Source organism: Syntrophorhabdales bacterium (genome assembly GCA_035541455.1).
Classification (GTDB): domain Bacteria; phylum Desulfobacterota; class Syntrophorhabdia; order Syntrophorhabdales; family WCHB1-27; genus JADGQN01.
The window spans coordinates 1-20,047 of the sequence record DATKNH010000119.1; the positions used below are offsets into that span (position 1 = coordinate 1).

Here is a 20,047-nt window from a genome sequence, read left to right on the forward strand (position 1 = left end):
GCCCTCGAGTATGCCTGGCATGTCTAAGGTATACTCTTCTTTCTGGGTTCATTTCCAGGATTTTGTCATCACATTCCGGATGCTGAAAACAGAGAGGCCAACCGCCCGCAGCGACGATTGGCTTCCCCTCTTTACCTTTAATTTATTTCAACAGGTTAATCGGGCATCAGTCACGCACATGCCTCGATCCGCCACCTGTCGTACCCGAACCACTGCCCGTGCCAGACCCAGAACCAGCAACGCTGCCGGTGCCGCTCCCGATCGTGGTACCTGTGACCATTATGCCCCGAATCTGCCAGTTGGGATCACTGTTCCCTGAAAGGGAGACGCCTGAGGTGACCGTCACTCCGTTCATGTACCAGGCAGCCACATCTCCTGATTGAGTCTGCCGCCAGAGAATATCCGGCTTGCCGTCACCGTTGAAATCGCCTACTCCTTCTATCTGCCAAGGGGAAGGAATGGTATTGATATAGGCGCTTCCTGTGATGCTCGTCCCGTTCATGTACCAGACGGCAGTTTCTCCGGTAGCACTATTTCTCGAGAGGATACCCGGGTAGGTTGAGTTAGGGGTTGTTGCCGTAACGTTGACGGAAGCGCTTACGCTTGCCGACACGTTTCCTGCCGCGTCCTTTGCCCAAGCGTAGAGGGTCTTGGCCCCGGCTGACGCAAAGGTGTAGCTGGCCGGTGCTGTCGCGCTCCAGCCTGCGGCCGTTGCTGCGGGGGCTGTAGCGGTTTCGGTCACCAGATAACCGGTGACTGCCACATTGTCACTAGCGGTGAAGGTGGTAATAGCGACCGTCAATGAAGTCGAGGTCGTTGGAACGACGAAGGCCGTCACAACAGGGCGGGTGGTGTCCGAGCTGGCGGTCACGGTCGCTGTGGCGCTTACCCCGGCTGACACGTTTCCTGCCGCGTCTTTTGCCCAGGCGTAGAGAGTCTTGGCCCCGGCTGACGCAAAGGTGTAGCTGGCCGGTGCTGTCGCGCTCCAGCCTGCGGCTGTGGCTAGAGGCGCTGTTGCGGTCTCGGTCAACAGATAGCCGGTCACCCCGACGTTATCCGTTGCTGTGAAGGTCGTGATGGAGATCGTGAGCGCCGCAGCTGTCGCGGGTATGGTGAATGCCGTCACCGTAGGAGGAGTGGTGTCGGCAGCAGGAGGCGGAGGAGGAGCTGGAGCCGGAAAACTGGCCGGATCACCCGGAAACGTCCGAGCAGCTATTTCTGCGATGTTTGTATAACCATCTCCATCTGAATCAAGTCCTTCGATTGCAACAAAGTCGTAACCTGCGTTGAGAAAATCATTGGCATACGGATTGAGGGTGCTTATCGACGGGCTTCTGGCCGGGTATCCGGCGTGACACACCAGGCATGTGCTCAAAGCCGTACCCGCCGTCCCATACTGCGCGGTGAATTGAGTGAGGTACCCGGGCAACGAGTAGGAAACTCCGCACACTGCCAAGACTAGAATCATGCCGATCAGTCCCGCGACACTTCTGTTTCTGGTTCTACCGGTTCTCATATGTCCTCCCATTCTTTTGATATTTGCGACAGGACATCATCTCTGCTGTAGTACGATAAGGGCATCTCGCTGATGATCCGTGCCACATAATTTCCACATGTTGAGTTGTTTACTATTATCAAAAATATATTGTGTATCAAATACATATTAAATAGACCTCGTTCAGGTCCTCAATAGCAAGGCAGATGCCAGAGACAATTTTTTACGTTATTTAGTGTTATTACAATACTTTGAGATTATTGTTTATTTTTTCACTTGACAATAGCGCAGGGATAATCATACACCATATTTGGGCACTCGTATGCTTATCCCTGCAAGTATTAGGGGTCTTCTCAACCCTACGCTGCTGGAACTGGTATTCCGGGGATTGTGTTACGATGAGTTTAGTTCAGGAAATTCCGTGAAAACGTTTGAGAGATGATCTATTGTATGGTTTTACCTACAGTCGCGTGCTGAGTCGCTGGTCTGCAGCTGTTCACCTCGAGATTACCGCGTCTTTTCTCTCTTCTTTTCTTCAATCTCCATGTCCACCTTCTTTGATTCTTCAATCATATGCTTAAGCTTTTCATTCTCCTGTGCGAGGCCTGCCGCCACCCTCTTTGAATTCTCGCTATCCTGAAGGACTTGTACCCAGACCTTCGCCTGCTCAGTCAAAGTGCCTTGCGGGTATTCTTTGATCAATCTCTTGAAGATTGCTATCGACTTGACGTAGTCCCTTTTCGGGTTGCCGGGATCCGCATAGATCAGCCCCATGTTGTACATGGCCTCGTTTGCGGGCGGGCTGTTGTTACTCAGTGACAAGACCTTCTGGTTCTCTTCCAGGGCCGCGTCATATTTGCCCCGTGCAGCCAAACTTTTTGCCTGGAGGATATGTTGCTCAGCCTTACTCTGTTCGCCTTCGTCCTTCTGGGTCATCTCGGCAGGCGCCTGAGTCAACCTGACTAGCTCTTTATTCTCTCCGATAACTCTCGCCCATACCCGTGCGGACTCCGCCCAGGCGCTCTGGGGATACTCACTTACCACTCTGTTAAGAAACGCGGCCGACTTGTCATAATCTCTGTCGGGGTTATCCGGATAAGCATAGATTAGACCGGAATTATACAGCGCCTCGTCGGAAGGTGGACTCTTATGCGCAAGGGTGATGACCTTCTGGTTCTCTTCCAGAGCCGCCTGGTAATCGCCTTGAGCCAGCAGTTTCTGGGCATACATGAGGTGTTCCCTTGCCTCGTCGCGGGGCCATAACATCCTTAAGACCGGCGACCGGTCGTAAGCATTGTCAAAGGATCCGCAACCTGGCAACGAAAGACAGATCAGGACGGCAAGACAACAAAGAACGTGCTTCCCTGTCCCGGTTCGCTCTCCGCCCATACTTTTCCTCCGTGAGCCGTAACGATATGTTTAACAATTGCGAGGCCCAAGCCTGTTCCCTTCACCCATTCAGATGTCTTGACAGGGAGTTGTTGAAATTTTTCAAAAATAGCTGTGGTATTCCCCTTGGGAATACCTGGGCCGCTGTCTGCGACAGAAAACTGCACTCCCCCGTTTTTAAGGCAGGTGGATACCCTCATCTCACCCCCTTCAGGACTGAACTTCGCAGCGTTGCCGATCAGATTGCGTAACACCTGAAGGATCCGTTCACGGTCTAACCTCAGGGGCGGCAACCCATCATCGGTCTCAGACAGAAGATGGATCTTCTTCGCCTCAATCAGAGGAGCCATCTCCGTGATGACCATCGCGATGAGAGGCGGCAGATATTCCCTCTCAAAACGATAGGTCATCATCCCCTCTTCCATCTTGGATAAGTCGAGCAGGGAGTTCACCAGTCCGATAAGCCGCTGTGTCTCCTGGGAAAGGATGGAAAGGAGCCTCTTCTGTTTGTCGCTGATCGAGCCCCCAACACCATCCTGGAGAAGTTTGATACCCTCCTTTATAGAAGTGAGCGGGGTCCGTAACTCGTGAGACATAGTGGAAAAGAAGTCGGTCTTCATTCGTTCCACGCCCTTCAGCTTTTCGCACATCACATTGAAGGCGCTCGTCAATTCTGCCACTTCGGGAGGAGAGACTATGGTAAGGTCCCCTTTGAAAATGCCCTTCGAGATCTCTTTTGTCTTTTCAACGAGCACCATCAAAGGCTTGGTAATACTACGGGTCGCGTAGAAGGAGGTGGTAACAACCAAGAGAAGCGCAATGACAAACACATATACTGTCAACGTACGGGAGGTACCTGCTGCTGCGCGCAGGGAATTCATTTTCGAATGAATATCCCGATCAGTGACCATTTTCAACACATTCAACTGCTCAAGGATTGACTCCACCAGTCTTGTCTTCTCCTGCTCGTACAAACTTCGCGGATAGGTTCGGCCATCGGTTACCTGCTCCACTTCTGAAACGATCAACGAAACATACTGGGCATAGTGCATCTGTATCCGATCCAAAGATTCCTTTTTGGCCGGGGTGTCGGCAAGGTGAAGCGCCTCAGCAAGATACTTGTCAAACTCTTCTTTGGCGGCGAGAAACTGGGCACGAAAATTAGGATCCTTTGTTATGATGTATTTCTTGTCGTGTCCCATCTGTGAAAGTATTGAATCTGCAAGCGTTGCCCTCAGGTCTACGATCCGTTCATCTACGTTTATAAGCTGCGCGGTTCCTATGCTCAACTGATGGAGCATGAAGAGCGCAGAGGCATTCACGGTACCGATGATTATCAGTACACTAAGATAGCCTATGGTTAAGCGGGAAAAGATGCTCATTCTTGCGAGCATAATTCTTCCGGAAGAAGCGTGGGTCCTTCAGAGTGGCAGATCATATGCGCAATGAAAATGTACCTTTAGTTTACCTGACGTGGCGCATGGCGTCAAAATCGCGCATGCCCCCATCAGGGCACGTACATTTCAAAAACACTCTGCGCAGCCGGCACGTATCAGCGGCATGATCGCGGGAGGCAGGCGGAACGGCTCGCGAAGTAAAATCAATCAAAACAATAACCATTACATAAAGCTCCCCGGGCAGGACTCGAACCTGCAACCTACTGGTTAACAGCCAGCCGCTACTGCCGATTGAGCTACCGGGGAATGGCTAACAGTTAACAACAAATATGGCACCAAGTCAAGACTGAACTGGAAGCTTAAAGGTTAGGGATTGGCGTGATACAGCGCGGGGATCTGCCCGGTAGAGTGCTCGCGCACCGCACCTCAGATGAAGCTATCCGGGGCCTCCTCCTTGCCGGGAAGGCTTTGAAGGAGTCTCCTCACCTTTCTTAATCGCGGCAACGGGTGCCTTGTCTGCCACCCCAACCCACCTCTTCAGCCCTCGGATCATATCTGTGATGGCTTCCTTTCCGGCATCCACGGCGTAGCTGATCTGCTGCTGCACCGATTGAGCGGTTCTCTGTATCCCCGCAATGGCTGCCCCCACATTTCTCACAACAAAGCTCCCATGAACTTCCGGGGCCCGGTGCTCAGTTCCCATAACGATCCTGATATCCCGAATTCTGCCCGTGCGATGGTTGAGCACCGTGAACGTGGCTGCTTTGACTGGCCCCAGAGAATTGACAAGACTCACAAAATGCTCAACGCTCTCGACCGGCTGATTCTCTACCTGGAGAATGATGTCGCTTGTCGCCAACCCGCATCTGCCCAGCGGTCCCTTGGGGTCAAGCCAGATAATTATCACGCCCTGATTCTGGCGTAGGTTCCATCGTTCAGCCTGCGCAGCCGTCAGGGGCTGGACATTCGCCTCGAGACGCTCGGGCACGGAAGAAGTCAATACCTTCATCACATCTTCGAGGCTCTGCACGCTGACCGTCACCTCTCCCCTCTTGTCGTCGCGCGACTCCGTTTCCGGGACCGGCTGGCCTGAAGGAGATGGCGCGAGCTGTATCACGCCTGTAACATCCGGCCTTGCTTCGTCAGATGCCCGGCTTCCCTTCGGAGAAAGGAAAAGCATCGAAACAACCAGCAGACCGACCATAATCTTATACATATGACACCATAGACGCGTGCCGCCCGAAAGGGTCCTTATTTTCTTTTTTTTGGAGGTCCTTTGTTTCAACGTTTATCGACCCCGAGTCCTTAAAGCTTGAGTTCAAATATCATCCCGTTCTCTCTATGATGCCGCCATCCCTATTAATGAATAGTATAATCCCGTTTGTCCGCCTCTGCAAGCGGCTTCTCGGTGATGTCAACTCTTTTGGGACGGATTTAGATCTCAGCGGCTGGTGGAAGGCGGTTCCATTTGTGCCTCTTTAAGATTTCCCACAACCACAAGGATCGTCGCTTCCGGATGAAGGTGTTCTTTGCCCACTCGGAGCACATCTTCGCTTTTTACGGCATTGATGAGCAAGGGATACTTCTCCGGATAATCGAGGCCCAGTCCGTAGTAAACCACCTGCGTCAGAAAGCTTGCAAGTTTAGATTGCGTATCGAGGCGCAACCGGAAACTTCCCACGAGATATGCTTTGGCTCGTCTGAGTTCCTCTTCGGAGACCGATTCTTTCTGGATCAGTTCCATTTCCCTACGCGCCAGCGCAATGGCATCGCGCGCAGACGAGTTCTTGGTCTGCATCACCACCTGAAACGAGCCCTGGTACTTTTCGGCATCGAAAAAGCTTGCGACCGAGTAGGCCAAGCCCTTCTTGACACGTATCTCCTCCATAAGGCGCGATCCGAAACCTCCACCTCCGAGGATATAATTCATGACGGAGAGGCTGTAGTAATCGGGAGCATCCCGCCTGACGCCTATATTCCCGAGAACAATGTTGGCCTGAGTGATCTGCCGGTTTACGGTTATTAGTTGGGGTCCCTTTGCATACGTGGCATTGAAAGGTGCCGGACTCGTGTTGGCGCCTGGCCATTTCGCAAGCGAGGGTATAAGCTTTGTCCGTACCTCTTCAGCCGTGATGTCTCCAACGATTGCGAGGATGGCGCCATGAGGATGATAGAAGCTCCTGTAGAACTGCAGGGCGTCCTCCCGGGAGAGCTTTGTTACAGATTCCCGGGTGCCCTCAACCGGTTGCCCGTAAGGACTCTGCGGAAATAACGTCTTCCGGAACGTTTTCTCCGCTAGCGCCATAGGCTGTTCGTCTGAGGATTGAATAGAACCAAGTATCTTTCTGGTCTCCTTACGGATCTCATCCTCTGGAAAGACAGGGCTCGTGAGAGTATCCATAAGAAACGCGAATCCTTTTTCAAGATCCTTCTTGAGAACTTGTAGACCGACGACCGAGAAATCTCTGCCGGCCGAAGAATTCAAAGAAGCTCCCATAAAATCGAGCGCCTCATTGATCGCCGTGACGTTCTGAGTCGAGGTACCAAGCAGCAGGCCATGTGCAGTAAGATTCGCGAGGCCTTCCTTGCCGACCGGGTCAAGCCTCGATCCCGCGTCCACGAGCAACTGGAATACAACGAGGGGAAGCGAATGCTCTTCGCAGACAAGGACCACCAGCTCATTAGGCAGAACGATCCGCTGTACAGGTGGGGTGGAACCGGCCCACACGGGGGGCGTAAAGGAAAGACCAGCAAAGAGCACGACAAGGAGAAGACCGCGTTTCCCAAAACACGCTCTTAAACATCCTTTTACTTTTCCAGCCATCATAGATTCTCCTTTATCGTATGACTCTTCCGGAGGCAGGCATCTCCTTCGGCGCCGGTTTACCCTCTTGCGGCGGCAAAGGGACCAATCTGCCCACACTACGATTATCCTCAGTGAAGTATAGTCGTGCCACCCTGATGATATCTTCCGGGGTTACTTTCCTGATCGAAGGGATGTAGTCATCGACAGCCCGCCAGTCAAGCGCAATCTCGTGCTGAGCCAGCAACATGCCCTGATAGAAGAATGAAGCCTGGCCGAACACGAATGCGGCCTCGAGCTGGTTCTTCGCCTTTTCCAGTTCCTTGTCGCCCACCGGCTCTTTGAGGAGGCGCTCTATCTCTTCGTCAAGAGTCTTCTCGACTTCAGCAGCGTTGTCTTCGGCCAGTGGCTGGGCCGAGAGTGTGAACAGGTTTGGGTCCCGGGAAAGCAGCGAATTATCAGCGTCGACGGAAAGTGCGAGTTGCTTCTCTTGAATGAGGCTTCGGTAGAGCCTCGAACTTTTCCCGCTGGAAAGCAGAGCCGCGATTACTTCGAGAACGTAACCGTCAGGGGAACGGAGATTGGGCACGTGGTATGCCATCACGAGATACGGCAGCTCAGCTTCCCGCTTCACGTATACCCTTCGCTCGCCTGTCTGCGGTTGGTCTACGTCTTTCTTCTGATCCGGCGCAGATCCTCCTGGAATGGCGGCGAACGCCTTCTCTATTCTCGACAGGAGGTCTTCCCTGCGGAAATCACCCACCACTACAATAAATGCATTGACCGGGTTGTAGTAAACGTCGTAGTACGTTTTCAGATCCGCGAGCGTAAACCTCTCTATATCCTCTTTCCAGCCGATGGTCGGCCAGTGGTACGGCGAAGTCTGGAACGCGACCGCCTGCAGCTGCTCCACAAGATAGCCCTGAGGATCATCTTCTGTTCGCATCCTTCGTTCCTCCAGCACCACCATCCTCTCGGTCTTGAAGTCTTCATCCTTAAGAACCAGGTTGTGCATCCGATCCGCTTCAATGTCGATGAGCACGTGCACTTTGTCCGAGCCTATATTCTCGAAATACGCGGTAAAGTCCTCCGACGTAAAAGCGTTATCGTTTCCACCGTTCTCAGCGATGATCTTGGTAAATTCCTGCGCGCTGTACCTCTTGGATCCCTTGAACATCATGTGTTCCAGCATGTGGGAGAGGCCTGTCTTTCCCCACTGCTCATTACGAGATCCCACTCTATACCAAACCTGGAAGGTGACCACGGGCGCCTTGTGGTTCTCAAGCAGGATAACCTTGAGGCCATTCTGGAAGGTTTTTTCCACAACCTGGTCTGCGAGGCCGGCAAGAGACTGAGTGGCAACGAGAATAGAAACACAGACAAGTAACCAGATACATCTCAATCGAGCTATCATTTCCCAGATCACATTCTCCTCCCCTTCTTTTCAAGCGGAACTTTTTAAGATAATCCTTCTGCTGTTACAGGTCAATAACAATGCTGCATAGTGCATGGACCTCCCTTCGTCAGACAAAGAGCATCCTAAATCTGACGGTCATCGTGTGACCCCTGATCCCTCGCCTGACTCCCGTCAAACTTTTGCAAGCGCAGGCCAAACTGTTGTTGTTTTCGCTCTCCATGCTTATAATGTAGCTGAAATTTGTGTGGCAACTCGCAAGACCGGATGAACCACAACGGAGTGAACTAGTGTACGCGGGAATCGCTGGAGCCAACATTCTCCTTGTTCTCTTTGTCATCCTCGTCCTCTTCGGCCTCCGCGAAGGCTGGCTCCACAGGCGCAACCTCTCCCGAATACCTATTCGTATCCATGTGAACGGTACACGCGGAAAATCGAGTGTCGTGCGCTTGATCGCCGGAGGATTACGCGAAGGTGGCATAAGGACATGTGCCAAGACAACCGGAACACTCGCCAGAATGATCCTGCCTGATGCTACGGAATACCCTGTATTCAGGCCTGCAGGCGCGAACGTCATTGAACAGGTGCGCATCGTTTCCGTTGCGGCAGCTTACAATGCGCAGGCGATCGTCGTTGAATGCATGGCTCTCCAGCCTCTACTCCAGTGGCTCTGCGAGTCTCGATTCCTCAAGGCTACGCATGGGGTGATTACCAACGCCCGTGCCGATCATCTTGACGTGATGGGCCCCGAAGAGAAGGATGTGGCAATGGCTCTCGCGGGCACCACGCCCATTGACGCAAAGCTCTTTACCGCTGAAGAGAGGCATTTGCCGGCTTTCGAGTATGCGTCGCGGGATCGCGGAACCAAGCTGGTAGCCGTTTCCCCTCAGGAAATAACCCTCGTCACCGATCAGGAAATGCAGGGCTTTTCTTACGTCGAACACAAAGAGAATGTTGCCCTGGCTCTAAGCGTTTGTGCAGATCTCGGTATCGACAGAAAAACGGCGCTGCGGGGCATGTGGAAAGCCACTCCCGATCCGGGGGCAATGACTGTGGCCCATGTCAGGTTTTTTGGACGTCACCTCTATTTTGTCAATGCCTTTGCCGCGAACGATCCCGAATCCTCAGAACGGCTCTATAGGATGGCAATGGAACTCTTTCCTGGCGTTGAAAAACGGATCCTCATATTCAACTGCAGAACGGACCGGCCGGACCGCTCCCGTCAACTGGGCGAGGCCTGCGTCCAATGGCCTTCGGCTGACCACTATGTGTTAATGGGAAGCGGAACCTATTTTCTGGTCAGGGCTGCCCTGAAGAAGGGGATCCCAGTGGAAAGGTTTTTATTTGTCGAGCGTCAGAGCGAAGGCGATATTTTTGAATCGATCGTTGAGTTGGCCGGCACATCCGCACTCGTTGTTGGCCTCGGCAATACGAAGGGGCAGGGTTTGAGCCTTGTCCGTTTTTTCAACAACCGGAGCACGTTGAAGGACGTAGTGCAGAAGGAGGTGTCATGATCGAGCTTCTTCCGGTCTCCATAGGGATCGGCCTCGCAGTAAACCTTTTCTTCTCGGAACTCTTCGGGATCGCAGGAGGAGGACTGGTCGTGCCCGGCTATCTCGCGTTGCACCTGACAGAGCCATTGAGTGTCATCGTGACGGTGGCCGCCGGCTTGGCCGCTTACGGTCTGGTGCGCGCGCTCAGTTCGATGGTCATTATCTACGGCAGACGCCGCACGATCCTCATGATTCTTGCGGGCTACCTGATGGGCGTGGTAGCGCGCTACTTTATTGGCGCCCAGACAGAGGAAGCCGCAATCCAGTACGCGGTGATCGGCTTTATTGTTCCCGGCTTGATAGCAGTCTGGCTGGACCGCAGGGGTATCATAGAATCCCTCTGCTCACTCATCACCGCATCCGTCGTTGTTCGTCTGATTCTCATCCTTATTTTCGGTTCGGAGTTGAATCAGTGAAAAAAATCTACTGGAGACCACAGAGTACGCCCCTCTTCGCTTTCATAGTGATCGCTTTTTTGGCGGTCGGCGGACTGGTCTCTGTCGAGCACTTTCAGATTCTCAAACAAAAGCCTTTCTACATCGATAAAGTGGAAGCCTCGAAGCTCGCGTTGGCAGCCATGGAACTGGTCAGGGAAGAGCGGCTGGACCGGGGCATCCCCATCGATCCCCAGGCGGACCCGACGGGATCCGGGCTCATCGGCTCCTTCGTCACCTCGGTCACCAGTGAGGCTGCTGATCTCGAAGCGAAACAGACGTCGATCAATCCGAACTTCGCCGCGATAGTTGTCGAACTGTTGAGGGAAGCTGGAGTGAAGGATGGCGATCCGGTGGCTATCAGCTTTTCCGGCTCCTTTCCGGTTCTCAACATTGCGGCGTGTGCCGCCATAGCAACGCTCCACCTGAAGCCAATCATCATTTCTTCGGTAAGTTCTTCCCAATGGGGAGCCAATTATCCAGATTTTCTCTGGATAGACATGGAGAATCTCCTGAACACCAAAGACATATTCCCCTTTCGTTCCCAAGCGGCATCCATGGGCGGCAGACATGACCGGGGTGCGGAACTCACAGAGAAAGGGCGGAAAGAGATCCTGGATGCCATCAGCCGCAACCGGCTCACTCTGATCAAATCCGCCACCATTCACGAAGACATCGACAGCCGCATGGCCATCTATTTCGCCAAGGCGCGACCGAGGGCCTATCTGAACGTGGGAGGGGGGCGGGCGGCCGCGGGCATCCGGACATTCAAGAGGCTTCTGAAGCCGGGGCTGCTCTTTTTAACCCAGCATGCGGACGGAGGCCCGGATTCCGTGATACGCCGCTTTCTAAGAGAGGGCGTGCCTGTGATACATCTGGGAGATGTCAAGGAGTTGGCGAAACATTATCACCTGCCGATAGCTCCAGCGGCAATGCCCAAAGTAGGCGAAGGAAGCGTCTATTACCAGAGAAGCTACAATCTCTGGCTGGCAGGCATCGTCTTGCTTGCGCTCATATGCGGTTTTTACGTGTTTGCGCGATCAGATTGGGGATTCCGTATCCTGCAGAGCGCTCCCCACAAAACAGACGTCGGGCCTCCTGAGCCGATGATCTAGGAGGTTCCTCCATACAGCCCCGTCTGAATCCTTCGGTCGCCGCGCTCCCGCCGGTTCTGTCATGTACGGACGTTGTGCCAGTGAAGGCGCACCGCATGGTCGGCACCGCTCTTTCATGGTGCCTGCGACCCCCTTTGCGCCATTCGCGTGATTGCCGTTCTAACCATTTCGCTCGTGTCAATTATGTACTGAGCGCTCAGTGGTGGATAGCTTGCATCCACTAGTGGAAGCCTTACTATCGGGTCTCCCACAACAGTCTGCGACCGCGCGGAATGGTGAACAGTCTGAGATTCAAAAGAATATCCCGTGGTTCGGAACCTTATGGCCTCTTCGCCCTCACCGTAGACAGCTATATAGCGCCCATGCACGTCCTTATAGCGAACCAGTAACGTGTACTGCGCACGCCTCGGGGGCAGAAAGAGCGCCACACCGGTCGGGCCCGCAAAACCACCCGGCAGGACGAAGGACCATGTCAGTGCCGCTTCCCTCACTCCTCCAAGTGATTCTTTCGCAAAGAGCATGTTTCCCTCGCGCAGGAAGCCGATGCAGCCCATCTTGACGCTGATGTTGCCCTTGGTATCTACGCCCACCAAATCCTTTTCTGAGAACCATCCCTGGAACACACCAACGATCTCCACGTCTCGGCGTGCATCATCGTTGGCTGCGTTCAGGTTCAATATCACGGCCATCCCCGGTGTTGGAGAAGGAGGAAGTTTGTGAAGATAAAACTGACTTCCCGGATCGTCCAGAGAACTTCCCACAGACGTGCAAGGGAAAAAGAGAACTCCGCCAAGAAGGATAAAAAGGACGGGAGAGATTCCTCCGGGGCGCCGTCTTACATTGTGCTGCAGCACTCCAAGACCTCGTTTAAAGACGCATTGGGCCCGAAGGTAGCGTCCACATTCTCTTTCTTTGATTGTCTGTTTGTGAGAGCGGACCCGGGCAACAACGATTCTATCTGATCGTAGATGACCTTTGCTGCAAACTTATGCCCATCCTCATTAAAGTGCGATTCGTCAGCAAAATACTGCTCTTTGTCTTTAAAGTAAGAATAAATGTCAACAACAGGTGCACCAGTCTCCTTGCCCACTTCTACGGTGGCCTTGACGTATTCCGGAGCAAAATATTTCCATGACAGACGATCATGAGGTTTGCCTATAAAGGGGCGGGTAAGCAAAATACACACAATGTTGTTCTTCTTGGAGATCTCCACTATCTTTGTTAAGTTATGTTTGTACTCCTCCACACTTACCCTGTGAACGAGTTCGTCTTTTCCTGATTCTTTTTTCTGGGTCATGGCTTTTTCAAGGAAGGCTATGATGAGCTGGCCCACTCTAAACCTGTAAAGAAAAGCTTTGTAGCGCGAAAAAACTCTTGTGGTAAACTCAGCATCGGAAACTGCGACCATATGCGCATCATTTGCTCCGAAGCTTATCAGCACCATGTCTGGTTTTAATGAGAGGCTCTCTTCAAACCTTTTTTCTCCCTGATACGACGCGTATCCCCACACGCCTGCATTAACGACGAAGAAAGTCTTATCCCGGCTTGCTAATAATTCCTCCAGATACCTGGGCCAGTTGTATCTTTCCTTTCCAAACCAGCCCAAGGTGTTCGAGTCTCCAATGGCGACTATACGGTATTCATGATCATTCTTTTCTGCGGGAAGTTCTTTGCCCATATACCCCTGAGCATTGAAGACACGATTATTCTTTTCGGGTCGCCATATCAAATCAGGATCGTAGACGAAGTGTCTGTCCTGAAATGAATGCTTTAGCCTCCAATCGTTTGGGTTGCCTTTGACTTCTATTTTTAAAGGGGAATAGCTGTAATGAATCGCCCGTAGCGCGGCTTCCGTAATCGCAAGGGCTATAAGAAGGGAAAAAAATACGAGAAAGATTGCCTTAACCATACTCTCTTGCTTATCTCTCCGAAAATCCGTACCAGTGCACGAATTCCGCCAATTCTCGCCGCAGAGAATGGTATTGATTGACCGGTGACGCCGGGTCAGGGTAACCGAGTGATATGCATAGTACAATCATCAAATGACCGGGGATGGCCAGTTCTGTGCGGATTGCATCGGCATAACCCGTGGGAACCGCCTGGGGGCATCCACCTAGACCCTCAGCGTGAGCGGCAAGAAGAAATCCATTCACGAAAGAACCGCAATCAAAGATCGACCAGGGCGTTAACGTCCTGTCCATCGCTACAAAGATAACGCATGGTGCGTCGAAAAATTTGAAATTATTCCTGTAGGCCGCAATGACTTCGTCCTGCTGCTTGTCGGGATCTATTCCCAGAGCGCGGAATCGACGGAGGCGGTGATGTTTAAAACGCTCTTCATGGTCAACCGGCCACACTGTTGGAAAAGGAATGTCGGGTACCAGAGGAACACCGTTTGTTATATCCGAAGAGAGTTTCCCGGCCAGTGCATCTTTTACTTTGCCTCCCACAACATAGAGTTCCCATGGCTGAGTGTTCATGTACGATGGGCTTCTATTGGCGCTCTTCACGATTCTTTCTAAGGTGCCCTGATCAACCTGTTTGCGGAGGAAAGCTCTCCGACTCGTCCGTGATTCCATGGCCTCAAGAACGTCCATAATTGCCACCTCCTTCATATCTCCCCAGAAAATAAGTTACGCCGGGGTCACGGATGCAAATCTATACCTTCCTGCAAAGTCTGTCAAATACCCGCCCGGAGGCCCAATGTGTAGAAGAAGCAGCTTTCTCGACTCTTGATCCGAATCCGTGTGAGGCACGCGCCTTAGAAAGCTCTATGGAAGAATACGACAAAAAGGGGATTGGTTTTATTTCTGTCTGAGGGACGCATCGATATCCAGGATTAAGCGCTCGAGCCTGGCAATCATGTCGAGGACATCGTGCTCGTTAGCCCTCATGGTCGGATTTGATCTGCTCTGCACGATCCGGTAGCGGGCATTGATCTCGAATTGCGCGGCCTCAATTCCGAGATCATTCCTCGCGAATGAAGTTATCGTCCCACAGTTGTTCGCCGCAAACTCTTTGTTGAATACCTGCTCCTCGAAATCCCGAAAAGCCTTCTCCACGATCGGTTTCAACGATGGGCAAGAGCACCCGTCGGGGGTATCACTCATTATGCCTATATCGATTTTGAAGGGTCGGCTCGCGCATGCACCGTGGAGATCCATGACGAATTTTATAGTATGGTCCCTCACCGTTTTTCGTAAGAACTCTTTGTAGCGGGAAACAGAATCGCTATTTGCATCCTCTTTCGTTTTATACCTGGCGAAAAGTACATGTGCACCGGTGAGTTGTCCCAGCTTGATTGCCAGTGATGAAGTGTAGGCATCCTCATCTTTCCAGTACCCTTCACCGCCGGATTTTCTGTAATGCTTGACTCCGTGCGGCGCAGAAATAAGGATCGGTATATGACCCTTGCTGTAGCCAAAATAATCCTTCCTCTGCTCGTCGTAGTGTATTTGAGTGAACTCGATGCTTCTTATCTCTTCCAGCAGTCTATTCATTTCTTTGCATGACGCCTTCTGGACGGTCAACGAGAACAGGATAAGCAACGAGGCGACTAGAAGAAATCCACGCTTTAATGCGCAGAACAGAAACGCCATAATCTCACAGCATGTAGTGTTAGCTTCAGCTTTCGAAGACTATTTTCTTGAATTTCCGTTTCCCCACTTTGATTACGATCTCGCTCGTAGCGGAGAGGGGGAGATCTTCCGAAGAAACTTTGCTCCCGTTTATGTTGACCGCCCCCTGGGTTATCATGCGCTTGCCCTCAGATGTCGATGCTACCATACCGACAGCGGCAAGCAGTTGCGGGAGCCATACGACTTCCTTGTCCTTTTTGAGTCGCACCACATCAATGTCTTCGGGTATTTCCCGATCCTTGAAGACCTTTTCAAAATTCCGCTCGGCAGCAAGCGCCGCTTCAGCACCGTGAAACCTCTTGACGATTTCGTGGGCAAAGTTGATCTTGGCCTGCTTAGGATGCATCGTGCCGTCCCTCAAGCCTTCCTTCAGCACTTGCAGTTCTTCAAGGCTGATGTCGCTCAGGAGCTCATAGTACTTGAGCATCAGCTCGTCGGAGATCGACATCAGTTTGCCGAAGATCACGTCCGGCGGCTCGTCTATGCCGACGTAATTCCCGTAGCTCTTGCTCATCTTGTTGATGCCGTCCGTGCCTTCGAGGAGCGGAACCGTGAGCACAACCTGCGACTCCTGACTGTATGCCCTCTGCATGTCCCTTCCCACCAGAAGATTGAATATCTGATCATGGCCGCCCAATTCCACATCGGCCTTCAGAGCTACCGAGTCGTAGCCCTGAACGAGTGGATAGAGAAACTCATGCACGCTGATCGGCAGGTTGTTCTGGTAGCGGTTTCTGAAATCTTCCCGCTCTAGCATTCTCGCCACCGTGTACTGCGCGCAGAGCCTGATCATGTCGGCCGCATTCATAGCCTCGAACCATTCGCTGTTGAACCGCACTTCCGTCGCATCAGGATCGAGAATCTTAAAGACTTGTTTCTTGTAAGTCTCTGCATTCTTCATCAGCTCTTCTTTTGAAAGCACCGGCCGTGTCTCAATTCTGCCCGAAGGATCTCCTATCATACCGGTGAAATCCCCGATGAGAAAGATAGCCACGTGACCGAGCTCCTGAAACTGCTTCAGCTTCTGCAGCACAACTGTATGACCAAGGTGGAGGTCTGGCGCAGTAGGGTCCATGCCCAGCTTCACACGCAATGGCCGCTTTTCCTTCCGCGCGATGACCAGTTTCTTGCGCAGTTCGTTTTCGCTTATGAGGTCGACCATCCCGCGCTTGAGGATCTCCACCTCCCGCTCGATGTCCTTGTCTATCTCCACTCTGATGTTCTGGTCAGCAGTGCGTGCCGTATCAGCGTTAGTGTCCACTTTGACTCACCCTCTCCTTGATGCGCTCCATGTTCGCGCAAAGGTTCGTAGCTCTATCTATAGTGATACGCACGCCCTGAATCTCCACGTCGCCGCGTGCTACCTCATATTTCTGCGGAAGTTGCGTCAAGAACCGTTCCAGGATCGCCTCCTTCTCCATGCCTATCACTGAGTTGGTCGGTCCGGTCATGCCTGCATCGGTGATATAGCCTGTTCCCTTGGGCAGTACACGATCATCAGAGGTCTGCACGTGCGTGTGTGTCCCCACGAGCGCAGAGACTTTCCCGTCCAGGAACCAACCCATTGCAATCTTTTCTGACGTTGCTTCCGCATGGAAATCCACGAAGGATGGTATGCCTACCTTTTTTGACGCAATGAACTCCTCCATGGAACGGAAGGGGCAGGCCAGAGGGTTCATGAATGTGCGGCCTTCGATGTTGGCTATATAGAGTTGCTTACTGTTCTTCGTCAGAAGGGTAAACCCGAAACCGGGTGTGCCCTCAGGGTAATTGAGGGGGCGCAGCACTCTTGACTCCCCCATGAGGTAGGGTATAATCTCCTTCTTTTTCCACACGTGGTTTCCGGTGGTAATGCCGTCGACCCCGGCGGCGAGCATCTCGTCTGCCAGCCCTGGCGTGATGCCGAGCCCGCCTGCCAGATTCTCACCGTTGATGATCTTGAAGTCAGCGCTCACTCCCTTGAGGTACCGGACAGCAGCCTCCCTGCCGGGCTTACCGATCACGTCCCCTATGAAAACAATCGTAAGGAAATCATTTGGCATAATCTACGGCTCTCGTTTCCCTGATGACGACCACCTTGATTTGTCCAGGGTAGGAGAGTTCCGTCTCCACCTTCTTCGCGATATCTTTTGACAAAGCAAAAATTCCGTCATCCGTGACTTTATCACTGCTCACGACAATCCTGATCTCCCGACCTGCCTGAATCGCGTACGACTTCTCAACGCCGGTAAAGCTGCCGGCTATACGTTCAAGCTCATCCAGGCGCTTTATGTACGTCTCCAGCATCTCCTTGCGCGCGCCCGGCCTGGCGCCTGACAGGGCGTCGGCTGCCTGGACGATCACATCAAGCAAACTTCCCATGGGGACTTCCTCGTGGTGCGCGAGGATCGAGTGCACAATCTCGTCACTTTCCCCGTATTTCTTGGCCAGATCGGCACCTATCGCCGAGTGGGATCCTTCCACTTCATGGTCCACAGCCTTGCCTATATCATGCAGTAGTCCTGCGCGTTTCGCACCGGGAACACTCAGCTTGAGCTCTCCTGCAATGATCCCCGAAATGAAAGCCACTTCCAACGAATGCTGGTACACATTCTGAGAGTAACTGCTCCTGAACTTGAGCCTTCCCAGCAATCGTACGATCTCCGGGTGCACGTTGTGCACGCCTGCATCAAAGACCGCCTGCTCGCCCGCCGACTTGATTTTATCGTCCAGTTCCTCAGCCACCTTGGAGACGATTTCTTCGATGCGGGCGGGATGTATTCTCCCGTCTGAAATAAGCCTCTCTATAGCGACCCGTGCAACCTCCCGTCTGATAGGGTTGAAACAGGAGAGGATCACCGCCTCCGGCGTGTCGTCGATGATGATGTCCACGCCTGTCGCTGCTTCCAGGGCGCGTATGTTGCGCCCTTCCCTTCCGATAATGCGCCCCTTCATCTCTTCGTTGGGAAGAGAAACAACAGAGACTGCATCTTCGGCCACATACTCACCGGCGTAACGTTGAATGGCGAGGGCTATGATTTCCTTTGCTTTTTTATCAGCCTTCTCCCGGGCCTCCTCCTCGATTTTCTTGGCAACTTTCAATCCCTCGTACCGGGCCTCGTCCTCGAGCGATTGCAGAAGCATCTTTTTTGCGTCTTCTGTCGTCAGACCCGATATCTTCTCCAGCCGAACTCTCTGTTCCTTGATCAGGAAGTCATTTTCCTTGATCTTATTCTCAAGCTGCCCCTCTTTGTTTGAGATACCCCGTTCCCTCCTGGAAAGCTCATCCTCCTTCTTTTCCAGCAGGTCACTCTTCTTGTCGAGATTCGACTCCTTCTGAGAAAGCCGTTTCTCGATGTTCAGTATCTCGTTTCGTCGGCTCTTTATCTCCTGCTCCAGTTCATTCCTGGCCTGCAGGACAGTGTCCTTGGCCTGGACTGACGCCTCTCGCCTGAGGACATCTGCCTCTTTTTTTGCGTCATCCAGAATCTTTTTGCCGATCGATTCATATTCGCCAACTTTCTTGCGCTGCACCAGTCTTGTAAGGACATAGCCCAGGCAGAGAGCCACTATAGCGACGATAGCGATTTCGGTTATAAGGATTATATTCAATGGCGCCCCCTTCCACAGGACTTGCACAAGGGGGTAGCACGAGGAAAATAGCTCTCTACGCTATGGTAGACAACCTATACTTGAAGCCCCCATACGATGCTAGGACTATCTATGTTAACATTCCTTTTCCTCAACACTACCCCTTCTTAAAACAGTCCCCGCAATGCCGTGTAAACAGCAAGTCTTGAACCTCTCATTATAGGTGGGCGCCTCGTTGTCTGCATAGGCTGCTCGCTCAAGGCGAGTCTGCGCATCGCAACAAGAGGAAGCTCCCGGTTCCAAGGTGTTGGCTCTAAGTTTGCCATCTATCACGCACACCGCAGGGCACATCGTACTCTTCAACTTTCCGCAAGAGCCTCAGTGTATGATCTTCCACTTTTTCTACTCTGTCTTTGACTTCCAGATACTCAGCCGCAACGCGCATCATAGCCATCATCACAGCGTTCAGGGTGTTAACAATACTGTAATCTTTTATGACATCCTTAATTCTCGCGTCCACAAACTCGGCCGCCCGAACAATCTGTGCCTCGTCTTCACCCACGAAGGTGTAAACCTGGTTAAGGATGTTCACGGCAACCTTCTTGCTCATCACGCCTCGATCTTCTCCATTTTCTCTAGAATACTTTTGACCTTGCGCATCACCAACTCTTTTTCACTCTGGATTTCCGTCATCTTCTGTTTCAATTCCAGATTCTCCGACTCCAGTGTATCAATTTTGGCTGCAAGCTTCTCTTTTTCAGCTTTGACACCCCTGTAATTCGCTACAAGCGCGTCTATCTTTTCCTCCAGTTCTCCAAGTTTGTTATCGCTGAAAAGTCCTTCCATTTTGTAGTAATTAATCGCTTTTCTGCTCAAAAGTCAAGAACAAAAGGCAGGCCTTCATAAACCCGTCAAGCTCTCCGTTGAGTACGCTTTCCGCATTGTGTTCCTCGACTTTCGTCCTGTGATCTTTGACCAATTTGTAAGGATGAAGTATGTAGGAACGGATCTGACTGCCCCACGCTATCTCCTTCTTCTCCTTATTTAGGGCGGCCATTTTCTCTTCCTGTTTTCTCTTTTCCAATTCGTACAGTCTCGACTTGAGAATAGCCATGGCGATCGCCTTGTTCTTATGCTGCGACCTTTCGTTCTGACACTGCACAACGATGCCTGAAGGAATATGTGTGATACGAATAGCCGACTCGGTCCGGTTCACGTGCTGGCCGCCGGGACCGCTCG

At 52.3% G+C, this 20,047-nt stretch carries 18 protein-coding genes, 1 tRNA gene and 1 other RNA gene; 3 read left to right on the forward strand and 17 right to left on the reverse strand.

Translation table 11 applies throughout. The features are described from left to right. Positions 1 to 166 precede the first annotated feature (166 nt). The 7 genes from VMT71_12750 to VMT71_12780 all read right to left on the reverse strand — a co-directional run bounded on the left by VMT71_12750 (position 167) and on the right by VMT71_12780 (position 8,510). Positions 167 to 1,516, reverse strand: a complete 1,350-nt coding sequence (locus VMT71_12750; protein HVN24834.1) for a VCBS repeat-containing protein — start codon at positions 1,514 to 1,516, stop codon at positions 167 to 169. A gap of 486 nt (positions 1,517 to 2,002) precedes the next feature. Next, positions 2,003 to 2,884: a tetratricopeptide repeat protein gene (locus VMT71_12755; GenBank protein ID HVN24835.1), complete on the reverse strand. Its 882-nt coding sequence runs from the start codon at positions 2,882 to 2,884 to the stop codon at positions 2,003 to 2,005. Further along, a complete protein-coding gene (locus VMT71_12760; protein ID HVN24836.1) occupies positions 2,827 to 4,278 on the reverse strand; it encodes an ATP-binding protein in 1,452 nt (483 codons plus the stop codon). Before VMT71_12760 ends, VMT71_12755 begins: the two co-directional genes overlap by 58 nt. A gap of 235 nt (positions 4,279 to 4,513) precedes the next feature. Further along, a tRNA-Asn gene (locus VMT71_12765) sits at positions 4,514 to 4,587 on the reverse strand. Between the two features lie 130 nt (positions 4,588 to 4,717). Beyond that, entirely contained in the window at positions 4,718 to 5,497 is a 780-nt protein-coding gene (locus VMT71_12770) for a PDZ domain-containing protein (GenBank protein ID HVN24837.1), read from the reverse strand. Between the two features lie 225 nt (positions 5,498 to 5,722). Continuing rightward, on the reverse strand, positions 5,723 to 7,108 hold the full coding sequence (locus VMT71_12775; protein HVN24838.1) for a pitrilysin family protein: 1,386 nt from the start codon (positions 7,106 to 7,108) through the stop codon (positions 5,723 to 5,725). Positions 7,109 to 7,118: 10 nt separating this feature from the next. Beyond that, complete coding sequence (locus tag VMT71_12780) at positions 7,119 to 8,510, reverse strand: pitrilysin family protein (GenBank protein HVN24839.1); 1,392 nt, start codon at positions 8,508 to 8,510, stop codon at positions 7,119 to 7,121. A gap of 278 nt (positions 8,511 to 8,788) precedes the next feature. Here VMT71_12780 and pgsB point away from each other — a divergent pair, with 278 nt between their 5' ends. The 3 genes from pgsB to pgsW are packed head-to-tail and all read left to right on the forward strand — an operon-like array spanning position 8,789 to position 11,600. Further along, the gene (pgsB, locus tag VMT71_12785) at positions 8,789 to 10,012 is read left to right on the forward strand and encodes a poly-gamma-glutamate synthase PgsB (protein HVN24840.1); all 1,224 of its coding nucleotides are present in this window, start codon (positions 8,789 to 8,791) and stop codon (positions 10,010 to 10,012) included. After that, positions 10,009 to 10,467 (forward strand): poly-gamma-glutamate biosynthesis protein PgsC, encoded by a 459-nt coding sequence (gene pgsC / locus VMT71_12790; GenBank protein ID HVN24841.1) that lies wholly within the window; start codon positions 10,009 to 10,011, stop codon positions 10,465 to 10,467. The genes pgsB and pgsC overlap by 4 nt, the downstream gene beginning before the upstream one ends. Then, a complete protein-coding gene (pgsW, locus tag VMT71_12795) occupies positions 10,464 to 11,600 on the forward strand; it encodes a poly-gamma-glutamate system protein (GenBank protein ID HVN24842.1) in 1,137 nt (378 codons plus the stop codon). The genes pgsC and pgsW overlap by 4 nt, the downstream gene beginning before the upstream one ends. 113 nt (positions 11,601 to 11,713) lie before the next feature. On the opposite strand, the gene VMT71_12800 is transcribed toward pgsW, so the two are convergent. The 10 genes from VMT71_12800 to VMT71_12845 all read right to left on the reverse strand — a co-directional run. Beyond that, the gene (locus VMT71_12800; GenBank protein HVN24843.1) at positions 11,714 to 12,454 is read right to left on the reverse strand and encodes a hypothetical protein; all 741 of its coding nucleotides are present in this window, start codon (positions 12,452 to 12,454) and stop codon (positions 11,714 to 11,716) included. Continuing rightward, positions 12,436 to 13,509 (reverse strand): GDSL-type esterase/lipase family protein, encoded by a 1,074-nt coding sequence (locus VMT71_12805; GenBank protein ID HVN24844.1) that lies wholly within the window; start codon positions 13,507 to 13,509, stop codon positions 12,436 to 12,438. The genes VMT71_12800 and VMT71_12805 overlap by 19 nt, the downstream gene beginning before the upstream one ends. Positions 13,510 to 13,519: 10 nt before the next feature. Continuing rightward, positions 13,520 to 14,197, reverse strand: a complete 678-nt coding sequence (locus tag VMT71_12810; GenBank protein HVN24845.1) for a nitroreductase — start codon at positions 14,195 to 14,197, stop codon at positions 13,520 to 13,522. 207 nt (positions 14,198 to 14,404) lie between these two features. Further along, entirely contained in the window at positions 14,405 to 15,100 is a 696-nt protein-coding gene (locus VMT71_12815) for a hypothetical protein (GenBank protein HVN24846.1), read from the reverse strand. A gap of 124 nt (positions 15,101 to 15,224) precedes the next feature. Beyond that, entirely contained in the window at positions 15,225 to 16,499 is a 1,275-nt protein-coding gene (gene tyrS, locus VMT71_12820) for a tyrosine--tRNA ligase (GenBank protein HVN24847.1), read from the reverse strand. Further along, positions 16,489 to 17,280 (reverse strand): TIGR00282 family metallophosphoesterase, encoded by a 792-nt coding sequence (locus VMT71_12825; protein ID HVN24848.1) that lies wholly within the window; start codon positions 17,278 to 17,280, stop codon positions 16,489 to 16,491. The genes tyrS and VMT71_12825 overlap by 11 nt, the downstream gene beginning before the upstream one ends. Beyond that, a complete protein-coding gene (gene rny / locus VMT71_12830; protein ID HVN24849.1) occupies positions 17,270 to 18,829 on the reverse strand; it encodes a ribonuclease Y in 1,560 nt (519 codons plus the stop codon). The genes VMT71_12825 and rny overlap by 11 nt, the downstream gene beginning before the upstream one ends. Positions 18,830 to 18,980: 151 nt before the next feature. Next, positions 18,981 to 19,158, reverse strand: a non-coding RNA gene (ssrS, locus tag VMT71_12835) — 6S RNA. Between the two features lie 259 nt (positions 19,159 to 19,417). Next, on the reverse strand, positions 19,418 to 19,654 hold the full coding sequence (gene zapB / locus VMT71_12840; GenBank protein ID HVN24850.1) for a cell division protein ZapB: 237 nt from the start codon (positions 19,652 to 19,654) through the stop codon (positions 19,418 to 19,420). Between the two features lie 10 nt (positions 19,655 to 19,664). After that, the coding region (locus VMT71_12845) for a peptide chain release factor-like protein (protein ID HVN24851.1) at positions 19,665 to 20,047 on the reverse strand (383 nt) is incomplete at its 5' end.

Excerpts from the sequence above, each read along its gene's own strand:
- VMT71_12750 (HVN24834.1), bottom strand. The coding sequence starts at position 1,516 with ATGAGAACCGGTAGAACCAGAAACAGAAGTGTCGCGGGACTGATCGGC.
- VMT71_12755 (HVN24835.1), bottom strand. The coding sequence starts at position 2,884 with ATGGGCGGAGAGCGAACCGGGACAGGGAAGCACGTTCTTTGTTGTCTT.
- VMT71_12760 (HVN24836.1), bottom strand. The coding sequence starts at position 4,278 with ATGCTCGCAAGAATGAGCATCTTTTCCCGCTTAACCATAGGCTATCTT.
- VMT71_12770 (HVN24837.1), bottom strand. The coding sequence starts at position 5,497 with ATGTATAAGATTATGGTCGGTCTGCTGGTTGTTTCGATGCTTTTCCTT.
- VMT71_12775 (HVN24838.1), bottom strand. The coding sequence starts at position 7,108 with ATGATGGCTGGAAAAGTAAAAGGATGTTTAAGAGCGTGTTTTGGGAAA.
- pgsC (HVN24841.1), top strand. The coding sequence starts at position 10,009 with ATGATCGAGCTTCTTCCGGTCTCCATAGGGATCGGCCTCGCAGTAAAC.
- VMT71_12805 (HVN24844.1), bottom strand. The coding sequence starts at position 13,509 with ATGGTTAAGGCAATCTTTCTCGTATTTTTTTCCCTTCTTATAGCCCTT.
- VMT71_12810 (HVN24845.1), bottom strand. The coding sequence starts at position 14,197 with ATGGACGTTCTTGAGGCCATGGAATCACGGACGAGTCGGAGAGCTTTC.
- VMT71_12815 (HVN24846.1), bottom strand. The coding sequence starts at position 15,100 with ATGAATAGACTGCTGGAAGAGATAAGAAGCATCGAGTTCACTCAAATA.
- VMT71_12825 (HVN24848.1), bottom strand. The coding sequence starts at position 17,280 with ATGCCAAATGATTTCCTTACGATTGTTTTCATAGGGGACGTGATCGGT.
- zapB (HVN24850.1), bottom strand. The coding sequence starts at position 19,654 with ATGGAAGGACTTTTCAGCGATAACAAACTTGGAGAACTGGAGGAAAAG.